The organism is Thioclava sp. NS-SX20 (assembly GCF_057380695.1).
Genome location: NZ_CM170816.1, coordinates 396,773 through 415,855 on the forward strand (window position 1 = coordinate 396,773; position 19,083 = coordinate 415,855).

Genomic DNA, 19,083 nt, shown 5'->3' on the forward strand with positions numbered 1-19,083 from the left:
CCAGTTTCGCGGGCCACGCAAGCGCTGCCTGTCTCGGGCGTGATGCGACTTTCGGCGGGCCGCCCAAGAGGTGAAAATCTGGTCGTTCAGGCCTTCAGCTTTGGCACCTCAGTTCGTGCCAGCAGCCCCGCCAACTCGGACCGGCAGGACCCGCAGTTGGTGCCTGCCTGCAGCGCCGCCCCTATCGCATCGACGCTCATCAGGTTCTGCGAGGTGATGGCACTGAGGATGGTGTTCATGCCGACGTTGAAACAGGCGCAGATGATCGGCCCCGGATCGGGGCGGTCTTCGGGAGCGCGTCCCGAAAGCGCCTGAGGGGCGGCTTGGCCGGGCAGGGTGGTCAGATAGTCGCGCATCACGGCCACCGGCTCGCGCGAGACAAACAGCGCCGCCTGCAGCTTGCCATCGTGGTGGAAAGCCATACGGATCATGCCGCGCGCCTCGTCGCGCAGGATCTGCACGGGGCCGTCGGGCAGGTCAAAGAGTGCACGGGCCCATGCCTCCCAATCCGCAGGGCGGCGCGATCCGGCCAGTTCGGCGCGGAAACCCGCCTGCGTCGGCGCATAGGCCTGATAGTCGCAATCGGCCTGCATCGGTTTGGCCGAAATGGCAAACCCGTACCAATCGGCTTCGAAACGATCCGCCCGCACAACGGCGGCCTTGCTTTCGGGCTGGCCCGAGACGGGGTCAACGACCGGAGCCACCAGCGCATCCACACGGGCCGAGGGCGCGGTCTCGCCCGTCCAATGGATCGGCGCAAAGACATCGCCCTTACGAGTGGCCTCGGTGATCAGCGCACGGAAGATGCCTTGGCCTGTGGGCGAGGTCAGCCGCACCAGATCGGCGGCTTTGATACCCTTGGCTGCCGCATCCTCGGGGTGGATCTCGACGAAGGGCTCGCCCAGATGCGCCGAGAGCCGCGCGGTTTTGCCGGTGCGCGTCATCGTATGCCACTGGTCGCGGATACGGCCCGTGTTCAGCCGCAGGGGATAGCGTTTCTCGGTTTTCGCCACCGGCGGGCGATAGGTCACCGCCAACGCTCGGGCGCGGCCATCGGGGGTGAAGAACTTGCCATCGGCAAAGAAACGACCGCCCTGACGGGTTTCATTGACCGGCCAGCGGGTGGGGACCAGCGCGTCATAATCACTCAGCGACAGGCTCTCGAAGCCGGAAATATCGAAATCGCGGCCAAAGCGGGCGGCCACATGCGACAGAGCGGCATATTCGCGGAAGATCTCGGCGGGATGTTCGTAATCAAAGGCGCGGGGCCAGCCCATGTGGCGGCCTACCTCGGCAATCTGGCGCCAGTCTTCGCGCGCCTCTCCGGGGATCGGCAGGGCAGGGCGCTGCCGCGAGATCGTACGGTCGGAATTGGTGACCGTGCCGTTTTTCTCGCCCCAGCCAGCGGCGGGCAGCAGCACATGCGCCAGACGCGCGGTATCGGTGGCGCGGGTCACATCCGACACCACCACAAAGTCACAGCCCTTCAGCGCCTCGGCCACGCGGTCGGCATCGGGCATTGAGACGACCGGATTGGTGTGGATGATCCAGACCGCCTTGATCTTGCCCTCGCCGATGGCGCGGAACATATCCACAGCCTTCAGACCCGGTGCCACGGGCATCTCGGGCGCATCCCAGAAGCTGCGCACGGCAGAGCGGTGGTCGGCATTCTCCAGATCCAGATGGCAGGCAAGCATATTGGCGAGCCCCCCTACCTCGCGCCCGCCCATGGCATTGGGCTGACCGGTGACGGAAAACGGCCCACAGCCGGGCAGGCCGATGCGCCCCGTCGCCAGATGGCAGTTGAGGATCGCATTCACCTTATCGGCGCCCGAAGACGATTGGTTCACGCCTTGGCTGAAGATGGTGACCACCTTCTGCGTGCCGATCCACAGATCATGGAAGTGCGCGATATCTTCCGAACTGAGGCCGGTGACAGCAGGATCATCCATCTCGGCATTGCCGAAGGCCTCTTCCAGCCCCGCAATATTATGCGCAAAGGCAGGGTCCACGGCATTGCGCCGCGCGATCTCGGCCAGAAGCGAGTTGAACAGCGCCACATCCGTGCCGGGTTTCAGCGCGAGATGCAGCTCCGCCTGATCGCAGCTTGCCGTGCGGCGCGGGTCGATCACGATGATCTTCATCTCGGGGCGTGCGGCTTTGGCGGCCATGATGCGCTGGTAGAGCACCGGATGGCACCATGCGAGGTTCGACCCCGTCAGCACGATGAGATCGGCCTCTTCCAAGTCCTCATAGGTGCCGGGCACGGTATCGGTACCGAAGGCCCGTTTATGCCCTGCGACGGTCGAGGCCATGCAAAGCCTTGAATTCGTGTCGATATTGGCGGTGCCGATAAAGCCCTTCGCCAGCTTGTTGACGAGGTAATAATCCTCGGTCAAAAGCTGCCCCGAGACATAGAAGGCCACTGAATCCGGCCCATGTTCGGCAATGGTCTCTTTGAACCGCTGCGCCACCAGATCCAGCGCCTGATCCCAATCGGCAGGGCGGCCATGGATCTCGGGCGCAAGCAGGCGGCCCTCAAGCCCCACGGTTTCACCCAAGGCGGAGCCCTTGGAACACAGCCGCCCCTTATTGGCGGGGTGATCAGGGTCGCCCTTCACCTCTAGCCCATGGGCGGTATTGCGCAAAAGCACCCCGCAGCCCACGCCACAATAGGCGCAGGTCGAGCGGGTCCAAGGGGCGTCATTCAGGGCCAGATTGGTGTCTTTCATGACCTTGATCCTTCTCCAAGGGGGCTTAACCGGCGAGAGAGCACCGGCTTGGCTGGGCTGCGGCATTGGCCGAGGCAGGCCCGAAAATCAGCGCCTCGCGCAGATCGGAAATATCGGCGCCATCACGGATCAGCCCGTAATAGAAACCGCCGTGTTGGGTGTCGCCATAGATCACCGCGCCCACCAGCTTCTGGTCTGCGATGACAAGGCGCTTGTAGATGCCATCTTCCGGCGCGCTCAGCAGGATTTCCTCGCGGTCCGGCCCTTCGGCAAAACAGCCCGCCGAGAACAGATCGCAGCCGGTGACCTTCAGCTTGGTCGAGGTCTCTTTCGGGATATAGCTCTGGTCCGCTCCGGTCAGATTGGCGGCCAGCACCTCGGCCTGATCGTAAAGGGGCGCAACCAGCCCGAACAGCGCCCCGTTCAGCTCGACACATTCGCCAAGCGCGAAGATCGACGGATCGGAGGTGCGCAGGTGGTCGTCCACCGTGATGCCGCGCCCGACCGCAAGCCCCGCCGCTTGCGCCAGCGTGGTCGAGGGGCGGATGCCCACCGCCATCACCAGCAGGTCGCAGGGCAGGGTCGAGCCATCTTTCAAACGCAGCCCCGCCACATGGCCATCGGGGCCCGCGACAATCGCGTCTGACGCCGTGCTGCAACGGATCTTCAGCCCGCGCGCTTCCAAGGTGCGCGCCAGCATCGCGCCTGCCTCAGCGTCAAGCTGGCGGTTCATCAGGTGGCTCTCCAGATGGACCACGGTCACATCCATACCGCGTGCGGCCATGCCAGCCGCGGCCTCAAGACCCAAGACGCCGCCGCCCAGCACCACAGCGCGGGTGCCTTGCTGCTGGCCGATCATCACCTGCGTATCATCCCAGTCGCGCCACGAAATAACGCCGGGCAGATCATGGCCGGGCATGGGGATCACGAAGGGGTTGGACCCCGTCGCGATCACCAGCCTGTCATAGGGCACTGGGCCATGCTCGCCTATGACAGTCTTCGACGCGCGGTCAATCATGGTGACACGCTCGCCAAAGCGGGTTGTGATGCCGTGACGGGCGTACCATTCGGCATCATGGGTCACGATCTCTTCGTAGGTTTTCTCGCCCGCCAGAACGGGCGACAGCATCAGCCGATTGTAGTTCCCGCGGTTTTCCGCGTTGAACAGGGTGATCTCGAAGGCATCGGGGGCGGTTTTCACCAGATGCTCCAGCATCCGCCCCGAGGCCATTCCCGCACCGATGATGACCAGACGCGTCTTCATGGCCTTTACTCCGCCGCGATCTTTGCGGCGCGCTTGGGTTTTGCGCCATGCTCGTATTCCTCAAGGAAATCGAGCACTTCCTGACGGTAGTTATAGTAATCGGGGTGGTCGAGCAGCGCCTTACGGGTGCGCGGGCGCGGCAGTTTCACATCGGTGATCTTGCCGATGGTTGCCTGCGGGCCATTGGTCATCATCACCACACGGTCGGCCAGAAGGATCGCCTCGTCCACATCATGGGTCACGCAGATCGCGGTGACCTTGGTGCGCGACCAGACCTCCATAAGAACCTCTTGCAGCTCCCAGCGGGTGAGGCTGTCAAGCATGCCAAAGGGTTCATCCAGCAGCAGAAGTTTCGGCGACAGAGCGAAGGCGCGGGCAATCCCCACACGCTGCTTCATGCCGTTCGACATGTCGGAGGCGGATTTATCCATCGCATCGGCAAGGCCCACGCGCTCAAGGTAATATTCCACCACATCCTGACGCTCGGCGCGGCTGGCATTGGGGTAGACCTTGTCGACTCCAATCGCCACGTTTTCCTTGGCGGTCAGCCACGGGAAGAGGTTGGGTGACTGGAACACCACGGCACGCTCGGGGTCGGCGCCCTCGACGTGGATACCATCCAGCTTGATCGCCCCTTTCGAGATGCCGTTCAGACCCGCGCACATCGTCAGCACGGTGGATTTGCCGCAACCCGAATGGCCGATCAGGCTGATGAACTCGCCCTTCTGCACATCAAGGTTGAAGTCTTCCACAACGGTCAGCGGGCCTTTCGGCGTGGGGTAGATTTTGTGAAGCTGCGAGAATTGCAGGTATTTCTCGTCATTCAGGCTGCGGCCCGCTTCCTCATAGGCTTTGGGCAGGGCATGAAGCGGCGTGACATTGGGCAGCGTACGCGACCCTTCGGCGGCGGCCTCGATGCCCGCATCCATCAGGTATTTCGTCACCTCACCGCGCAGGGCATGGAAGCCCGCGTCATGGTTCATGGCCGAGCGGTCACGCGGGCGGGGGATCGCCACGCGGAATTCCTGACCCAAGGTGCCATCGGGGTTGAGCGCGATGATACGGTCAGCCAGCAGGATCGCCTCATCCACGTCATTGGTGATCAGCACGCAGGTCTTCTTGTCGGCATCCCAGATCGCTTCGATCTCATCGGCCAGATTGGCGCGGGTCAGCGCATCCAGCGCCGAAAGCGGCTCGTCCAGCAGCAGCACCTCGGGGTTCATCGCCAGCGCACGGGCCACATTCACCCGCTGGCGCATCCCGCCCGACAGCTCCGCAGGGCGGCGGGTCTTGGCATGGGCAAGCCCCACCATCTTGATGAAGTGATCCACCTTGGCCTGTTTCTCGGCCTTCGACAGCTGGGGGAAAACCGCATCCACCGCCAGCATCACATTGCCATCCACCGTCAGCCACGGCATCAGCGAGTAGTTCTGGAAGATCACGCCACGCTCTGGGCCGGGGCCTTGGATCTTCTGGCCGCGGAAGGTGACCTCGCCGCGCGAGGGCGTATCCAGCCCCGCCATCAGGTTGATCAGCGTCGTCTTGCCGGTGCCGGAGAAGCCCAAGAGCACGAGGAACTCGCCCTCTTCTACCTCGAGGTTGATGTTGCGCAGGACATGGGTGGCATTGGTGCCATCGCCGTGGCTTTTCGAGACGTTCTTGAAGTCAATGATACCCATAGAGATCACCGGTTGTTCGAGAAGGTGAAGAGCGACTGCAGGGCGAACATCACACGGTCAAGCAGGAAGCCGATGATGCCGATGGTCAGCACGGCCACGATGATGCGCGCCAGCGATTGCGAGGAGCCGTTCTGGAACTCGTCCCAGACGAATTTGCCAAGACCGGGGTTCTGGGCCAGCATCTCGGCGGCGATCAGCACCATCCAGCCCACACCAAGCGACAGACGCAGGCCGGTGAAGATCAGCGGCAGGGCCGAGGGCAGAACCAGTTTGGTGATCTTGGTATAGGTGTTCATTTTCAGCACCTTGGAAACCGAGATCAGGTCTTTGTCGATCGAGGCCACACCAAGCGCGGTGTTGATGAGGGTGGGCCAGAGCGAACACAGTGTCACGGTGATGGCCGACACAAGGAAGGATTTGGCAAACAGCCCGTCATTGGTGGCATAAAGCGCCGAGACAACCATGGTCACAATCGGCAGCCATGCCAGCGGCGAGACGGGTTTGAAGATCTGCACCAGCGGGTTGATCGCGGCATTGGCATAGGGCGAGAGGCCCGCAAAGATGCCAAGCGGAATGGCGATGACCGACCCGATCAGGAAGCCGAAGAAGACGGTTTTGATCGAGGTCCAGATCTGGTCATAATAGGACGGCGCGCCGGTATAGGGGATATCCTTGACTTGATCGGCCTTGCCGGCGGCGATCAGCTTCTCGTTGCGGGCGGCAACGCGCTCGTTGTGCTGGTGCTCTTTGGCCGCCTTGGCGAGGGCATCGTTATTCAGCGATACGGCCTCATCCCAGACGGCGACGGGGCCGGGGATCGCGCCAAGCGAGGTCTGCACCTTGGGCGCAAGCGTGCCCCACGCCACAAGGAAGGCCACGATGGCCAGAACCGGCACACCCAGAAGCTTCCAGATTTCGCGCCCTTGGGTGCGGGGATTGTCGCCCGCCATGATCTTCAGGATCGGGGTGATCCATGCCAGACCCAGCACTTTGAACCAGCCATCGGCACGGTTGATGCGGGTGAACGCGCGGGCGCGGCGTTCTTCGCGGGCCTTGCTATCATTTGTCTCAAGCGATTGCGGGTCGATGGCGGTCATGATCGGATCCTTTGGGGCGATATGGCGTCTGGATGCCGGAGGAATGGGGGGAGGTCCGGCGGGCGGGCCGCCGGACGGTGCGCTTAGCCTTTGACTTCCGCGCCTTCGACGGTCTGCGCGTCTTTCAGGCCGATGGGCAGGCTGTCGATATAGGCGTTGGGGTGTTTGCCGTCATAGCCGATCCCGTCGATCACATCGGCTGCGGGGGTCGGGGCTTTGTAGCCATCGCTATCCCACGGGAAGTCGGCCTCGTTCGCCTTGCCTTCCTCGACCAGCATCCGCGCGGCTTTGAGGTAGATCTCGGGCTTATAGACCGATTTCGCCACTTCGTCATACCAGCTGTCGGGCTTGGCTTCGGGGATCTGGCCCCAGCGGCGCATCTGCGTCAGATACCACACCGCATCCGAATAGAAGGGGTAGGTCGCGTTGTGACGGAAGAAGGTGTTGAAATCCGGCACGTCGCGCTTGTCGCCTTTTTCATACTCGAAGGTGCCGGTCATCGAATTGGCGATCACTTCCGCATCGGCGCCGACATATTCGGGGCGCGACAGGATCTCCACCGCCTCGGGACGGTTGGCGTTGTCGTTCTCATCCAGCCAGATGGCGGCGCGGATCAGCGCTTTGGTGATGGCCAGCGTGGTATTGGGGTTCTGGTCGATGAAGTCTGCGGTCAGGCCGAAGACTTTCTCGGGGTTGTTCTTCCAGATCTCGTAATCGGTCACCACCGGCACGCCGATGCCTTTGAACACGGCCTGCTGGTTCCACGGCTCGCCCACGCAATAGCCCATGATGGTGCCTGCCTCGAGGGTTGCGGGCATTTGCGGCGGAGGGGTCACCGACAGGAAGACATCCGCATCAATCTGGCCCTTCACATCTTCGGGCGAATAGTAACCGGGGTTCAGACCACCCGCCGCCAGCCAGTAGCGCAGCTCGTAGTTATGGGTCGAGACGGGGAAAACCATGCCCATATTGAAGGGCTTACCTTCGGATTTTAAGCGGTCGACCACCGGCTTCAGCGCTTCGGCCGAGATCGGGTGCTTGATCTTGCCATCCGCATCGGTTTCCAGATTGGCCTTCATCTCTTCCCAGGCCTCGTTCGAAACGGTGATGCCGTTGCCATTGAGGTCCATCGAGAAGGGGGTGACGATATGCGCTTTGGTGCCATAGCCGATGGTCGCCGCCAGCGGCTGGCCTGCCAGCATATGCGCGCCATCCAGCGTGCCCGAGATCACGCCATCCAGCAGCACTTTCCAGTTGGCCTGCGCCTCAAGGGTCACAAACAGGCCCTCATCGTCGAAATAGCCTTTTTCATAGGCCACGGCCAGCGGCGCCATATCGGTCAGCTTGATGAAGCCGAAGGTCAGCTGGTCCTTCTCGAGATCCAGCATCTCGGCGAAGGTCGGGCTGGCCAGAAGCGTGCTGGCTGCGAGGCCAAGGAGAAGTTTCTTCATGTCACGTCCTTTGCGGGCTGCCATGCAGCAAAGTCGAAAAACAAAAAAGCCGCCGATGATCGGGCCCTGTTAGGTCCAATACATCGAGCGGCTTTGCTCATTCCCCGATCATCGGGGAGAAATTCCGTGTCGCGGCACCGTTGCCAAGCGACAAGACCTTCTTGCCAGAAAACCGGCGATTCGTGGGATTTCTTTCAGTTTCGCGCTGCAAAATGCTGCGTTACCCGTCTTGCGAGAGCATTTTGAGCGTGTGGGGTGGGCCCATGTGTAAAAAAGCGGCGAAATGCGAAGCGATCCACCGGAGAAAGTGGATAAAATGCGTAGGGCAAGCTTCTCTTTCGCGGCAAGAGAGATCAGTAAGGGGCCGCTATTGAGCGTCTGACTGATGGGTTTGTGGTTTTGTTGAAGATTTTTGTGATGGCGATCGGGGTGATGGCAGCCCTGTCCGGTGCGGGTCGGGCGCAGGAGGCGGCGGTTCCCGCGCTTTCCTCTCCGGCGCAAAGCTTTCTGGAGCGCCTGCACGCGCTCGACGGCCCGAGGGCGGCAGTCTATGCGGGCTGCTGCAAGACCTGCCATAAGGGGAAAGCCTGTGGAAATAGCTGCATCAGCCGCAGCAAGCAGTGTCATAAAGGCGTAGGTTGCGCCTGCGATGGCTAACGCGGCTGCGGGTACCCCGGCCGGTATGGCGGCGGATAAACGCAGCCGCTGAATTCCCGCGCGCCCTTTTTATTGCCGGACAGGCAGGCGCTTTGCCGAAAGCGTCGCGTGCTAACGTCTGGCCTCAAGATCCATCTTAAACATAAGGAACCTAGCTTGAGCGAGAGGTTGTTATATATTTTCGGTGATTTAAGTGGTGCTGCCGGAGAGATTTGAACTCTCGACCTCTCCCTTACCAAGGGAGTGCTCTACCCCTGAGCTACGGCAGCATCCTGTGTCGGTGGCGGTGCTTTTCAGTGCCGCCCTTCGACCGTGAGCGGGGATTTAGAGGAGGTCGCCGACGGGTGCAAGAGAAAAAATGACATCTCTCGACAGATTTTTCTCCTGACGCTACAGAAGGCGCATGGCACAGGATCCGAAGAACCCCAAGAACGGGTCGAAAGACCCCAAATCGGCGCGAGAAGATCGTTTGCGCGCGGCCTTGCGTGCGAATCTTTCCCGCCGTAAGGCGCAGGCACGCGGTCGTAAGGCCGAGCAGATAGAAACAGATAGGGATGGTGCAGCCTCTCACGGCACGCCGCCACACGAGCAGAACGAAAAGGACAGCTGATGGACCGCATTATCGTGCGCGGCAACGGGCCGCTTTCGGGGCAGATCCCAATCGCGGGCGCGAAAAACGCCTGTCTGGCGCTGATGCCGGCCACGCTTCTGTCGGAGGAACCGCTGACGCTGACCAATGCGCCGCGTCTGTCTGACATCCGCACCATGACCGATCTTCTGGCCAGCCTCGGGGCCGAGGTCACCCAGTTGCAGGAGGGCAAGGTGCTGGCCTCGGCCTGTCATGGCGAGATCAATCCGGTCGCCGATTATGACATCGTGCGCAAGATGCGGGCCTCGAACCTCGTGCTGGGGCCGCTGCTGGCGCGTCTGGGCCATGCGGTCGTCTCGCTGCCCGGTGGCTGTGCGATCGGCGCGCGCCCGATGGATATCCATATTGATGCGCTCACCGCTTTGGGCGCCGAGATCGAGCTGAAGGAAGGCTATCTGCATGCCAAGGTTGCCGGTGGCCGCCTGAAAGGGGCGGTGCACGAGATGCGCTTTGCCTCTGTGGGGGCCACCGAGAACTTCCTGATGGCGGCGGCGCTGGCCAAAGGCACCTCGGTGTTGAAGAATGCCGCGCGCGAACCCGAGATCGTCGATCTGGCGGATTGCCTGCGGGCGATGGGCGCGCAGATTTCGGGCGATGGCACGTCGACCATCGAAATTCAGGGTGTGGACCGTCTGCATGGCGCGACCCATCCCGTTGTGGCCGACCGGATCGAGCTGGGCACCTATATGCTGGCCCCTGCGATCTGTGGCGGCGAGGTTGAATGTCTGGGCGGCAAGATCGCGCTGGTCGAATCCTTCTGCGAGAAGCTCAATGCGGCGGGCATTCATGTCGAAGAGACCAGAGACGGGATCAAGGTCAAGCGTCGCGGGGATGTGGTGAATGCGGTGGATGTGGTCACCGAACCCTATCCGGGCTTCCCGACCGACCTGCAGGCGCAGATGATGGCACTTTTGTGTACCGCCGAAGGGACTTCGGTTCTGGAAGAGAAGATCTTCGAGAACCGCTTCATGCATGCGCCCGAACTGGTGCGGATGGGGGCCAATATCGAGGTGCATGGCGGGCATGCCACCGTGCATGGCGTCAAGAAGCTGAAGGGGGCGCCGGTGATGGCGACCGACCTGCGGGCCTCGGTGTCGCTGATTTTGGCGGGTCTTGCCGCCGAGGGCGAGACCATCGTCAACCGTGTCTATCACCTTGACCGTGGCTATGAACGTCTGGTGCGCAAGCTGAAGGCCGTCGGTGCCGATATCGAGCGCGTGTCCGAATAGGCACCGATCCGGAAGGGGATAGACCTTCTGGCCGGACTTTTTGGCCGGACTTTCTGGACAGACTTTCTGGATGGGCAGACCTGCCCGTCTATCTTTGCGGCAGCAGATCAATGGACGGAGGCGACTATGGCGGATGCAAGATTCGAGGACGGGGCGGAACGCGCCTTGGCTTTGCGGGCGGAGACGGCTGAAGACCTGCCGGTGATTTCCGCGCTGGTGCAGGATTGTGTCTTGCCGGTGACCGAGATCCGCTATGATCGCGCCCGTCGCCAACTGGCGCTGCTGGTCAATCGTTTCCGCTGGGAAGATCGTGCCGCCGCCGAAGCCGAAGGGCGCGCCTATGAGCGGGTGCAATCGCTTCTGGTGGTGTCCGAAGTGCTGGCCGTGCGTTCGCAAGGGGTGGACCGGGCCGAGAAAGATCTGGTGCTCTCGATCCTCGATCTGGTCTGGACCCCTGCGGAGGATGGCGCGGGCGAGCTGGTGCTGACCTTGGCAGGGGATGGCGCGATTGCGGTTTCTGTCGAGGCATTGGCCGTGGATTTGCGCGATGTGACCAAGCCTTACAAGGCTGTCTCGGGGAAGGTGCCGCAGCACCGTGACGATAGCATGTAAGGGCTGTTCGGCGGTCGGGGATCTGCGGGGGATGTCACGTTGGCTGTGCATCTGACGGGCGGCATCTGACTGCGTGAACGGCATTATATCGCGCTCGCGCTGGCCTTGACCATTGCGCGGCTCTTCTGGAGGACGATCAAAGATCCTTTCCCGCCACAGTAGGAGCGTCCGGGCCGTCTTCCTGCGTCGTTACAAAAGTTTCACTGGTTGCAGGTCCATATTTCGCATATCCACGAAATATGGAAAAAGAGATTGCAGAAATTCTGGCCGTTTTGGGCCACCCGCAGCGGCTTGCGGTGTTCCGGCTTCTGACGCGCCGCTATCCCGATCAGTTGCCCGCAGGCGAGATCGGGCAGATCCTCGGGCTGCGGCCCAGCACGCTTTCGGCCTATCTTGCCGCGCTGATGCAGACGGGGCTTTTGGCGAAAGAGCGGGTGGGGACGTCGCTTCTTTACCGCATCGAGATGGAGGTCGTGCAGACCACTTTCGGATTTCTGCTGGATGACTGCTGTCGCGGGCGGGTGTCGGACTGTCTGTCTTTGGCCCCCCGCAAGCCTGCGCGCCGGTATCGGGTGCTGTTTGTCTGCACCGGCAATTCCGCGCGCTCGATCTTTGCCGAAGCCCTGTTGCGCGAGCTGGGGGCAGATCGTTTCGAGGTGCATTCTGCGGGCACCCATCCCGGAAGTACGATCAACCCGCAGACGGTGACGCTGTTGCAGCAGCAATGCCATGATGTGGGCGGGCTGTTTTCCAAGGATCTCGGCTCCTTGGCCGATGAGCCGCCTTTCGATTTTGTGTTTACGGTCTGTGATCTGGCCGCCAACGAGGATTGCCCGGCCTTGCCCGGACGGCCTGTCAGCGGCCATTGGGGCGTGCCTGATCCGGTGGCGCGGGCCGCGCAGGCACGCAGCCCCGCCGAGGCGGCCTTGGCCTTCCGCGAGGCTTACGGAGCTTTGCGCCGCCGGATCGAGGCGTTTATCGCGCTGCCTCTCGAAAGTCTGGATCGCCTCGCCGTGCAGCGCGCCGTGGACGATATTGCCCGAAGGGAGGGACATTAGAATGGTACGCTATGCGCTGAATGGTCTGGGCCGGATGGGAAAGCTGGCGCTGCGCCCGCTTCTGGATGCGGGGGCCGAGATTGCATGGATCAATGACGCGATTGGTACGCCCGAGCTTCACGCCCACCTGCTGGAATTCGATAGCGTGCACGGGCGCTGGGATTCGCTGTTTGCGCATGATGCGACATCGGTCAGCATCGACGGGGTGCGCCTGCCTTTCGTGGGCACCCCTGCGCTGGCCGATCTGCCGCTGGAGGGTGTGGATGTGGTGATCGACTGCACCGGCAAATTCAAGACCGAGGCCGATCTGGCGCCCTATTTCGCAGCGGGAGTGAAGAAGGTGGTGGTTTCGGCGCCGGTGAAGGACGGGCCGACGGCGAATATCGTTTATGGCGTGAATAACGACAGCTATGACCCCGCCCGCCATCACATCGTGACGGCAGCCAGCTGCACGACCAACTGTCTGGCTCCGGTGGTGAAGGTGATCCATGAGGGGCTGGGCATCAAACATGGCTCGATCACCACGCTGCATAATGTCACCAACACCCAGACCCTCGTGGACCGCCCCGCCAAGGACCTGCGGCGCGCGCGCTCGGCGCTGAATTCGCTGATCCCCACGACAACCGGCTCGGCCACGGCGATCACGCTGATCTACCCCGAGCTGAAGGGCCGTCTGAACGGTCATGCGGTGCGGGTGCCCCTGCTGAACGGGTCACTGACAGATTGCGTCTTCGAGGTCGAACGCGCGACCTCTGCCGAAGAGGTCAACGCCTTGTTCAAGGCGGCCTCGGAAGGGGTGTTGAAGGGCATTCTGGGCTATGAAACGCGGCCTCTGGTGTCGGCCGATTACGTCAATGATGTGCGTTCGTCGATCATTGATGCGCCCTCGACGATGGTCATCAATGGCACGCAGGTAAAGATCTATGCGTGGTATGATAACGAATATGGCTATGCCCATCGTCTGGTGGATGTGGCTTTGATGGTCGGGCAGTCGCTGTGACCTCCGGTGGGCAGAAGCCCGAGGGGCTTTCCGCCTATATCGCGGTCACGGCGGCCTATTGGGCATTTATGCTCAGCGATGGCGCGCTGAGGATGCTGGTGCTGTTGCATTTCCACAGCCTCGGGTTTTCGCCTGTGCAGCTGGCCTATCTGTTCCTCCTCTATGAGGTGGCGGGCATGGTCACCAATCTTTGCGCGGGCTGGATTGCGGCGCGCTTCGGGCTGGCCTCTACGCTTTATGCGGGGCTGGGGCTGCAGGTGGTGGCGCTTCTGGCGCTGGCGGGGCTGGACCCTGCATGGGGGGTGACGGCCTCGGTTTTCTATGTGATGGCGGTGCAGGGCGCCTCGGGCGTGGCCAAGGATCTGGCGAAGATGTCGTCGAAATCGGCGGTGAAGCTCTTGGCCCCTTCTGCACAGGGCGGGCTGTTTGCTTGGGTTGCGGTGCTGACGGGGTCGAAGAACGCGGTGAAGGGCTTTGGCTTTCTGCTGGGCGCGGGGCTTCTGGCGCTGGTGGGCTTTACGGGGTCGATCCTTGCCATGGCGCTGGTGCTGGCGGTGATCCTGATGGCCCTCGTGATCGCCATGCCGAAGGGACTGCCGCAGGGGCGCAAGGGCGCGAAATTCTCCGAGGTCTTCTCGAAGTCGGCCAATGTGAACCGGCTGTCGGCGGCGCGGGTGTTTCTGTTTGGTGCGCGGGATGTGTGGTTTGTGGTGGGCATCCCGATCTATTTCACCGCAATCCTGTCGGACGGCACCGAGGCGGGTGACCGCGCGGCCTTCTTCCTGATCGGCAGCTTCATGGCGGGGTGGATCATCCTTTACGGGCTGGTGCAGGGCTTTGCCCCAAAGATCCTGCGCGCCAAGACCCGCGCCCCAGAGGCGCTGGTGGCGGATGCGAAGCTTTGGGCTTGGGGGCTCTGTGTGATCCCCGCGGGTCTGACCATTGCCGCGCTGGGCTTGGGCGGGCAGGGGCTGACCGTGGCGCTGGTCATCGGGCTGCTGGTCTTTGGCGCGGTCTTTGCGGTGAATTCCTCGCTGCATTCCTATCTGATCCTCGCCTTCACCAAATCCGAGCGCGTCACAATGGATGTGGGGTTTTACTATATGGCCAATGCGGGCGGGCGCCTTCTGGGGACGCTGGCCTCGGGGCTGAGCTATCAGCTGGGAGGGCTGCCCCTGATGCTGGGGGTGGCCACGGTGATGGTGGGGCTGTCGGCGCTTATGGCGGGGCGCCTATCCGCGCAGTAGTGTCCGAACAGTAGGGTCTACGCAGTAATGCTTGCCCATGCCTGCCTGCTGGACTATTTCCGTGGCGACCTCAAGGAGACTCCCATGCCGCATTTCCTGACCACGCTTGCTGCCGATTTCGAGACCCGTTTCACCGCGCTTTTGGGCATGAAGCGCGAGGATAGCCCCGATGTGGATGCGGCCGTCGGCCAGATCATCGCGGATGTGCGGGCGCGGGGCGATGTCGCCGTGCTGGAGCTGACTGCGAAATTCGACCGGCTGGAGCTGACGCCCGAGACCATGCGCTTCTCGGACGCCGAGATAGAGGCCGAGATCGCCCGCGTGCCACAGGCAGAACGCGAGGCGCTGGAACTGGCCGCCGAGCGTATCCGCATCTATCACGCCCGCCAGATGCCGCCCAACGCGATGTGGGAAGAGGAAAGCGGCGCGAAACTGGGCTGGCGCTTCACGCCTGTTTCGGCGGCGGGGCTTTATGTTCCGGGCGGTCTGGCGAGCTACCCGTCCTCGGTGTTGATGAATGCGATCCCTGCCAAAGTGGCCGGTGTCGGTCGTCTGGTGGTGGTCTGCCCCACGCCCGACGGCAAGGTGAACCCGCTTGTTCTGCTGGCAGCCCGGATTGCCGGTGTGGACGAGATCTACCGTATCGGTGGTGCGCAGGCGGTGGCGGCACTGGCCTATGGCACGGAGACCATCCGCCCTGTGGATAAGATCACCGGTCCGGGCAATGCCTTTGTGGCGGCGGCCAAGCGTCGGGTCTTTGGCAAGGTGGGCATCGATATGATCGCGGGGCCGTCCGAAATTCTGGTGATTGCCGATGGGCAGAATGACGCCGACTGGATCGCTTTGGACCTGCTGTCTCAGGCCGAACATGACGCCTCGGCGCAATCGATCCTGATCACCCCTGATGAGGGCTTTGCCAATAAGGTCGTCGAGGCCGTGGAAAAACGCCTTGAGACGCTGGAACGCCGCGAAATCGCGGGGGCAAGCTGGCGTGACTTTGGCGCGGTGATCCTCACCCGCGATCTGGCCGAGGCGGCAGAGCTGTCGAACCGCGTGGCGCCCGAGCACCTTGAGCTTTGCGTGGCTGACCCCGAGGCTCTGGCGCAAGAGATCACCCATGCGGGCGCGATCTTCATGGGTGCCTGGACGCCCGAGGCGATTGGCGATTACATCGGCGGGCCGAACCATGTTCTGCCGACGGCACGTTCGGCGCGTTTCTCTTCGGGGCTGTCGGTGTTCGATTTCGTTAAACGCACCACGCTGTCGATGATGACGCCCGAGGCGCTGCGTCAGATCGGGCCGGGGGCCGAGGTGCTGGCGAAATCCGAAAGCCTTGAAGCGCATGGTCTTTCGGTCCGCGCGCGTCTGGATGCGCTGAATAAATAACCTGATCGTCGCAATCGCGCCCGCCTCTGTCGCGGGACGCGGTTGCGCGTGGCCATTACTCGGTCTAGCCTTTCCTAAAGCCGTGTCGTCGGCCACAGGGAGAGAAGAGTAATGGCCCATATTGCCAAGTTGGAAGTCGATGATTCCGGTCTGCCCGCGCCGAGCGCGGAGATCGAGCAGGAACGTCGTGTGGCCATTTTCGACCTTCTGGAAGACAATAGCTTCACCCTGCCGGGGAAAGGCGATCTGGCCGCGCCGGAAGGGCCGTTCAACCTGCTGCTGTCGGTGCGCGACGGGCGGCTGGTCTTTGATACCCGCAGCGAGAGCGATGATCCGCTGGCCGAGTTCCACCTGTCTTTCGGCCCCTTCCGGCAGGTGATCAAGGATTACTTCCAGATCTGCGAAAGCTATTTCGAGGCTGTGAAAACCATGCCGCCCAGCCAGATCGAGGCGATCGATATGGCGCGGCGCGGCATCCATAACGAGGGCGCGCGGATCCTTGAGGAACGTCTGGAAGGCAAGGCCGAGCTGGATCTTGATACCGCCCGGCGGCTGTTCACCCTTGTTTGTGTCCTATCGCCGGTGAAATAATGTCAGGCTTGCCGCAATCGGTGCTGTTTTGTTGTGACTACAATGCCACGCGCTCTCCGATGGCCGAGGGGATGATGAAGCGCTTCTATGGCCCTGGCGTGTATGTGCAATCGGCAGGCGTCAAATCGGAACTGGATATCGACGGGTTCACGATTGCCGTCATGCATGAGGTGGGCGTGGATCTGGAACGCCACCGCGTGCGCAGCTTCGAGGATATGCAGGAATGGGGCGATGATATCTCGACCTTCGATCTGATCGTCGCCTTGTCACCCGCCAGCCAGCGTCAGGCGCTGGAGCTGACCCGCTTCTATCATCTGGATATCGAATATTGGCCGATCATGGACCCCACGGGCATCGGCGAGGGGCGCGAGGCCAAGCTGGCCGCCTATCGCCAGACCCGCGACCAGATCCGCGACCGGATGGTGTCGCGCTTCGGGCCACCCACCCATAATGAATAACAAAACCAGCAGGATGGAACCATGTCACGCCTTGAGGCTCTTGAGACCCTGAAGACCTATTACGATGCTTTCAACGCCGGAGATACCGCTGCGATGGAGGCGCTTCTGGCGGATGATTTCGAACATCATGTGAATGAGGGCAATATCCGCCGTGGGGCCGAGGCCTTCCGCGAATTCAATGCCCATATGACGCAGTGCTACCGCGAGACGCTGACTGATCTCTGCGTGATGGCCAATGAGGCGGGCACGCGGGCTGCGGCGGAATTTATCGTCAACGGCACCTATCTGAAGACGGATGAAGGCCTGCCCGACGCCAAGGGCCAGAACTACCGCCTGCCTGCGGGCACCTTCTTTGACCTCAAGGATGGCAAGATCGCGCGGGTGACCACCTATTACAACCTCTCGGACTGGATCAAGCAGGTCTCCTGATGGAGGTGCGTGTGCTTACGGGGGCGGCGCTGGATGCCGCCTTGGACGATGTGGCGGCGCTGCGCATCCGCGTGTTCCGCGACTGGCCCTATATCTATGACGGCTCGCTGGAGTACGAGCGGCGCTATCTGGAACGCTACCGTTCCTCCGATGGCGCGGTCGTGGTTGGCGCTTTTGACGGCGCGCGGCTTGTGGGGGCGGCCACCGGCACGCCGCTGGAAGACCATGCCTCAGATTTCGCGGCCCCCTTTGGCCGCACCGGTCTGGCGCTGGGGGATGTGTTCTATTGTGCGGAATCGGTTCTTCTGCCGGACTATCGCGGGCAGGGTTTGGGCCATGCCTTCTTTGAGGCCCGTGAAACACATGCACGGGCGCTCGGGCGCAGCCACAGCGTCTTCTGCGCGGTAATCCGCGAGGGTCACCATCCTTTGAAGCCCGCGGCCTATCGCCCGCTGGATCAGTTCTGGCATAAACGGGGCTATCAGCCGCTGGAGGGGGTGATCGCCGATTTCCGCTGGACGGATCTGGGCGAGACGGCTGAAACGGTGAAATATCTGCAATTCTGGGGGCGTGCCCTATGACACTCCATATCGCTACCGCTGCCTATCCGCTGGACTGGCATGACAGTTGGGATGCCTATGAGGCCAAAGTGACGCAATGGGTCGAAGCAGCCGTGGCCGAGGAGGCCCAGCTTCTGGTCTTTCCCGAATATGGCGCGATGGAGCTGGCGTCACTGGGCGGGGCCGAGGCTGCGCGCGACTTGGAGGCCGCACTGCAGGTTGTGGCGCGTTATCGCCCTGAAATGGAGACGCTGTTTATCGATCTGGCCTTCCGGCATCGCGTGCATATCCTTGTGCCCTCGGGGCCGGTAATCGAAAATCATACAGGGGCCGATATCCGCACCAACCGCGCGACCCTTGTGGGGCCTGCCGGTCTGATCGGCCATCAGGACAAGGCGGTGATGACGCGCTTTGAACGCGAGGACTGGCAGATTGGCGCGGGCGAGGGGCTGCAGGTCTTTGACACCGCCCTCGGGCGCATCGGCATCACCATCTGCTACGATAGCGAATTTCCGCTGCTGGCGCGGGCGCTGTGCGAGAAGGGCGCCGAGATCCTTCTTGTGCCGTCCTGCACCGATACGGTGGCGGGCTACTCGCGGGTGCGGATCGGGGCGCAGGCGCGGGCGCTGGAAAACCAATGTGTCACAGTGCAATCGCCCACCGTGGGAGATGTCGATTGGTGTCCTGCGGTCGATACGAACCGCGGGGCTGCGGGGGTCTTCGGCCCGCCCGATACCGGCTGGCCGGAAACGGGGGTGCTGGCCGAAGGCGGGCTTGATTCTCCGGGCTGGGTCCATGCGCAGGTCGATCTGGATCAGGTGCGGCAATCGCGCCATGATGGCGGGGTTTTGCTGTTTCAGCATTGGCCCGAAAGCGCCGATCAGGCCGAAACGGTCGCGATTGTGCGTGAAACTGCTCCCCAGCCTTGACATTAAGCTTGAATTTTAAAGCGGGCGGGCGCATTTAAGCGCCACGATGGCGCGT

General features: G+C 62.3%; 18 protein-coding genes and 1 tRNA gene. 13 read left to right on the top strand and 6 right to left on the bottom strand.

Translation table 11 applies throughout. The features are described from left to right. Positions 1-86 precede the first annotated feature (86 nt). The 5 genes from AC2ISB_RS01895 to AC2ISB_RS01915 form a co-directional block, all read right to left on the bottom strand. Positions 87-2,732, bottom strand: a complete 2,646-nt coding sequence (locus tag AC2ISB_RS01895) for a molybdopterin-dependent oxidoreductase (protein ID WP_486575799.1) — start codon at positions 2,730-2,732, stop codon at positions 87-89. 25 nt (positions 2,733-2,757) lie between these two features. Then, positions 2,758-3,996 (bottom strand): NAD(P)/FAD-dependent oxidoreductase, encoded by a 1,239-nt coding sequence (locus AC2ISB_RS01900; RefSeq protein WP_486575801.1) that lies wholly within the window; start codon positions 3,994-3,996, stop codon positions 2,758-2,760. 5 nt (positions 3,997-4,001) lie between these two features. Beyond that, positions 4,002-5,675 carry an ABC transporter ATP-binding protein gene (locus AC2ISB_RS01905; protein ID WP_486575803.1) on the bottom strand — a complete coding sequence of 558 codons (1,674 nt, stop codon included), beginning with the start codon at positions 5,673-5,675 and terminating at the stop codon, positions 4,002-4,004. Positions 5,676-5,680: 5 nt separating this feature from the next. Further along, on the bottom strand, positions 5,681-6,772 hold the full coding sequence (locus AC2ISB_RS01910) for an ABC transporter permease (protein ID WP_339109161.1): 1,092 nt from the start codon (positions 6,770-6,772) through the stop codon (positions 5,681-5,683). A gap of 83 nt (positions 6,773-6,855) precedes the next feature. Next, positions 6,856-8,223 (bottom strand): CmpA/NrtA family ABC transporter substrate-binding protein, encoded by a 1,368-nt coding sequence (locus AC2ISB_RS01915; RefSeq protein WP_486575805.1) that lies wholly within the window; start codon positions 8,221-8,223, stop codon positions 6,856-6,858. 399 nt (positions 8,224-8,622) lie between these two features. Between AC2ISB_RS01915 and AC2ISB_RS01920 the strand changes: the two genes are divergently transcribed. Continuing rightward, positions 8,623-8,880 carry a hypothetical protein gene (locus tag AC2ISB_RS01920; RefSeq protein ID WP_486575807.1) on the top strand — a complete coding sequence of 86 codons (258 nt, stop codon included), beginning with the start codon at positions 8,623-8,625 and terminating at the stop codon, positions 8,878-8,880. 194 nt (positions 8,881-9,074) lie between these two features. Here the strand turns inward: AC2ISB_RS01920 and AC2ISB_RS01925 are convergent. Beyond that, positions 9,075-9,149, bottom strand: a tRNA-Thr gene (locus AC2ISB_RS01925). A 134-nt stretch (positions 9,150-9,283) separates the two neighbouring features. Between AC2ISB_RS01925 and AC2ISB_RS01930 the strand changes: the two genes are divergently transcribed. The 12 genes from AC2ISB_RS01930 to AC2ISB_RS01985 all read left to right on the top strand — a co-directional run bounded on the left by AC2ISB_RS01930 (position 9,284) and on the right by AC2ISB_RS01985 (position 19,028). Then, the gene (locus tag AC2ISB_RS01930; RefSeq protein WP_339109171.1) at positions 9,284-9,490 is read left to right on the top strand and encodes a hypothetical protein; all 207 of its coding nucleotides are present in this window, start codon (positions 9,284-9,286) and stop codon (positions 9,488-9,490) included. Beyond that, a complete protein-coding gene (gene murA / locus AC2ISB_RS01935; protein ID WP_486575809.1) occupies positions 9,490-10,758 on the top strand; it encodes a UDP-N-acetylglucosamine 1-carboxyvinyltransferase in 1,269 nt (422 codons plus the stop codon). Before AC2ISB_RS01930 ends, murA begins: the two co-directional genes overlap by 1 nt. A gap of 126 nt (positions 10,759-10,884) precedes the next feature. Next, positions 10,885-11,370, top strand: a complete 486-nt coding sequence (locus AC2ISB_RS01940; RefSeq protein WP_486575811.1) for a DUF2948 family protein — start codon at positions 10,885-10,887, stop codon at positions 11,368-11,370. Between the two features lie 239 nt (positions 11,371-11,609). Continuing rightward, a complete protein-coding gene (locus AC2ISB_RS01945) occupies positions 11,610-12,428 on the top strand; it encodes an arsenate reductase/protein-tyrosine-phosphatase family protein (RefSeq protein ID WP_406720350.1) in 819 nt (272 codons plus the stop codon). 1 nt (position 12,429) lies between these two features. Next, complete coding sequence (locus AC2ISB_RS01950) at positions 12,430-13,428, top strand: ArsJ-associated glyceraldehyde-3-phosphate dehydrogenase (protein ID WP_406720351.1); 999 nt, start codon at positions 12,430-12,432, stop codon at positions 13,426-13,428. After that, positions 13,425-14,675 (top strand): organoarsenical effux MFS transporter ArsJ, encoded by a 1,251-nt coding sequence (gene arsJ / locus AC2ISB_RS01955; RefSeq protein ID WP_486575813.1) that lies wholly within the window; start codon positions 13,425-13,427, stop codon positions 14,673-14,675. The genes AC2ISB_RS01950 and arsJ overlap by 4 nt, the downstream gene beginning before the upstream one ends. An 84-nt stretch (positions 14,676-14,759) precedes the next feature. Then, a complete protein-coding gene (gene hisD, locus AC2ISB_RS01960; protein ID WP_486575815.1) occupies positions 14,760-16,061 on the top strand; it encodes a histidinol dehydrogenase in 1,302 nt (433 codons plus the stop codon). A 111-nt stretch (positions 16,062-16,172) separates the two neighbouring features. Next, positions 16,173-16,652: a UPF0262 family protein gene (locus AC2ISB_RS01965; RefSeq protein ID WP_339109178.1), complete on the top strand. Its 480-nt coding sequence runs from the start codon at positions 16,173-16,175 to the stop codon at positions 16,650-16,652. Next, complete coding sequence (locus tag AC2ISB_RS01970; RefSeq protein ID WP_339109179.1) at positions 16,652-17,110, top strand: arsenate-mycothiol transferase ArsC; 459 nt, start codon at positions 16,652-16,654, stop codon at positions 17,108-17,110. Before AC2ISB_RS01965 ends, AC2ISB_RS01970 begins: the two co-directional genes overlap by 1 nt. Before the next feature lie 21 nt (positions 17,111-17,131). Then, on the top strand, positions 17,132-17,539 hold the full coding sequence (locus AC2ISB_RS01975; protein WP_339109180.1) for a ketosteroid isomerase-related protein: 408 nt from the start codon (positions 17,132-17,134) through the stop codon (positions 17,537-17,539). Then, a complete protein-coding gene (locus AC2ISB_RS01980) occupies positions 17,539-18,120 on the top strand; it encodes a GNAT family N-acetyltransferase (protein WP_486575818.1) in 582 nt (193 codons plus the stop codon). The genes AC2ISB_RS01975 and AC2ISB_RS01980 overlap by 1 nt, the downstream gene beginning before the upstream one ends. Continuing rightward, positions 18,117-19,028 carry a carbon-nitrogen hydrolase family protein gene (locus tag AC2ISB_RS01985; protein ID WP_486575820.1) on the top strand — a complete coding sequence of 304 codons (912 nt, stop codon included), beginning with the start codon at positions 18,117-18,119 and terminating at the stop codon, positions 19,026-19,028. Before AC2ISB_RS01980 ends, AC2ISB_RS01985 begins: the two co-directional genes overlap by 4 nt. Positions 19,029-19,083: the final 55 nt, after the last annotated feature.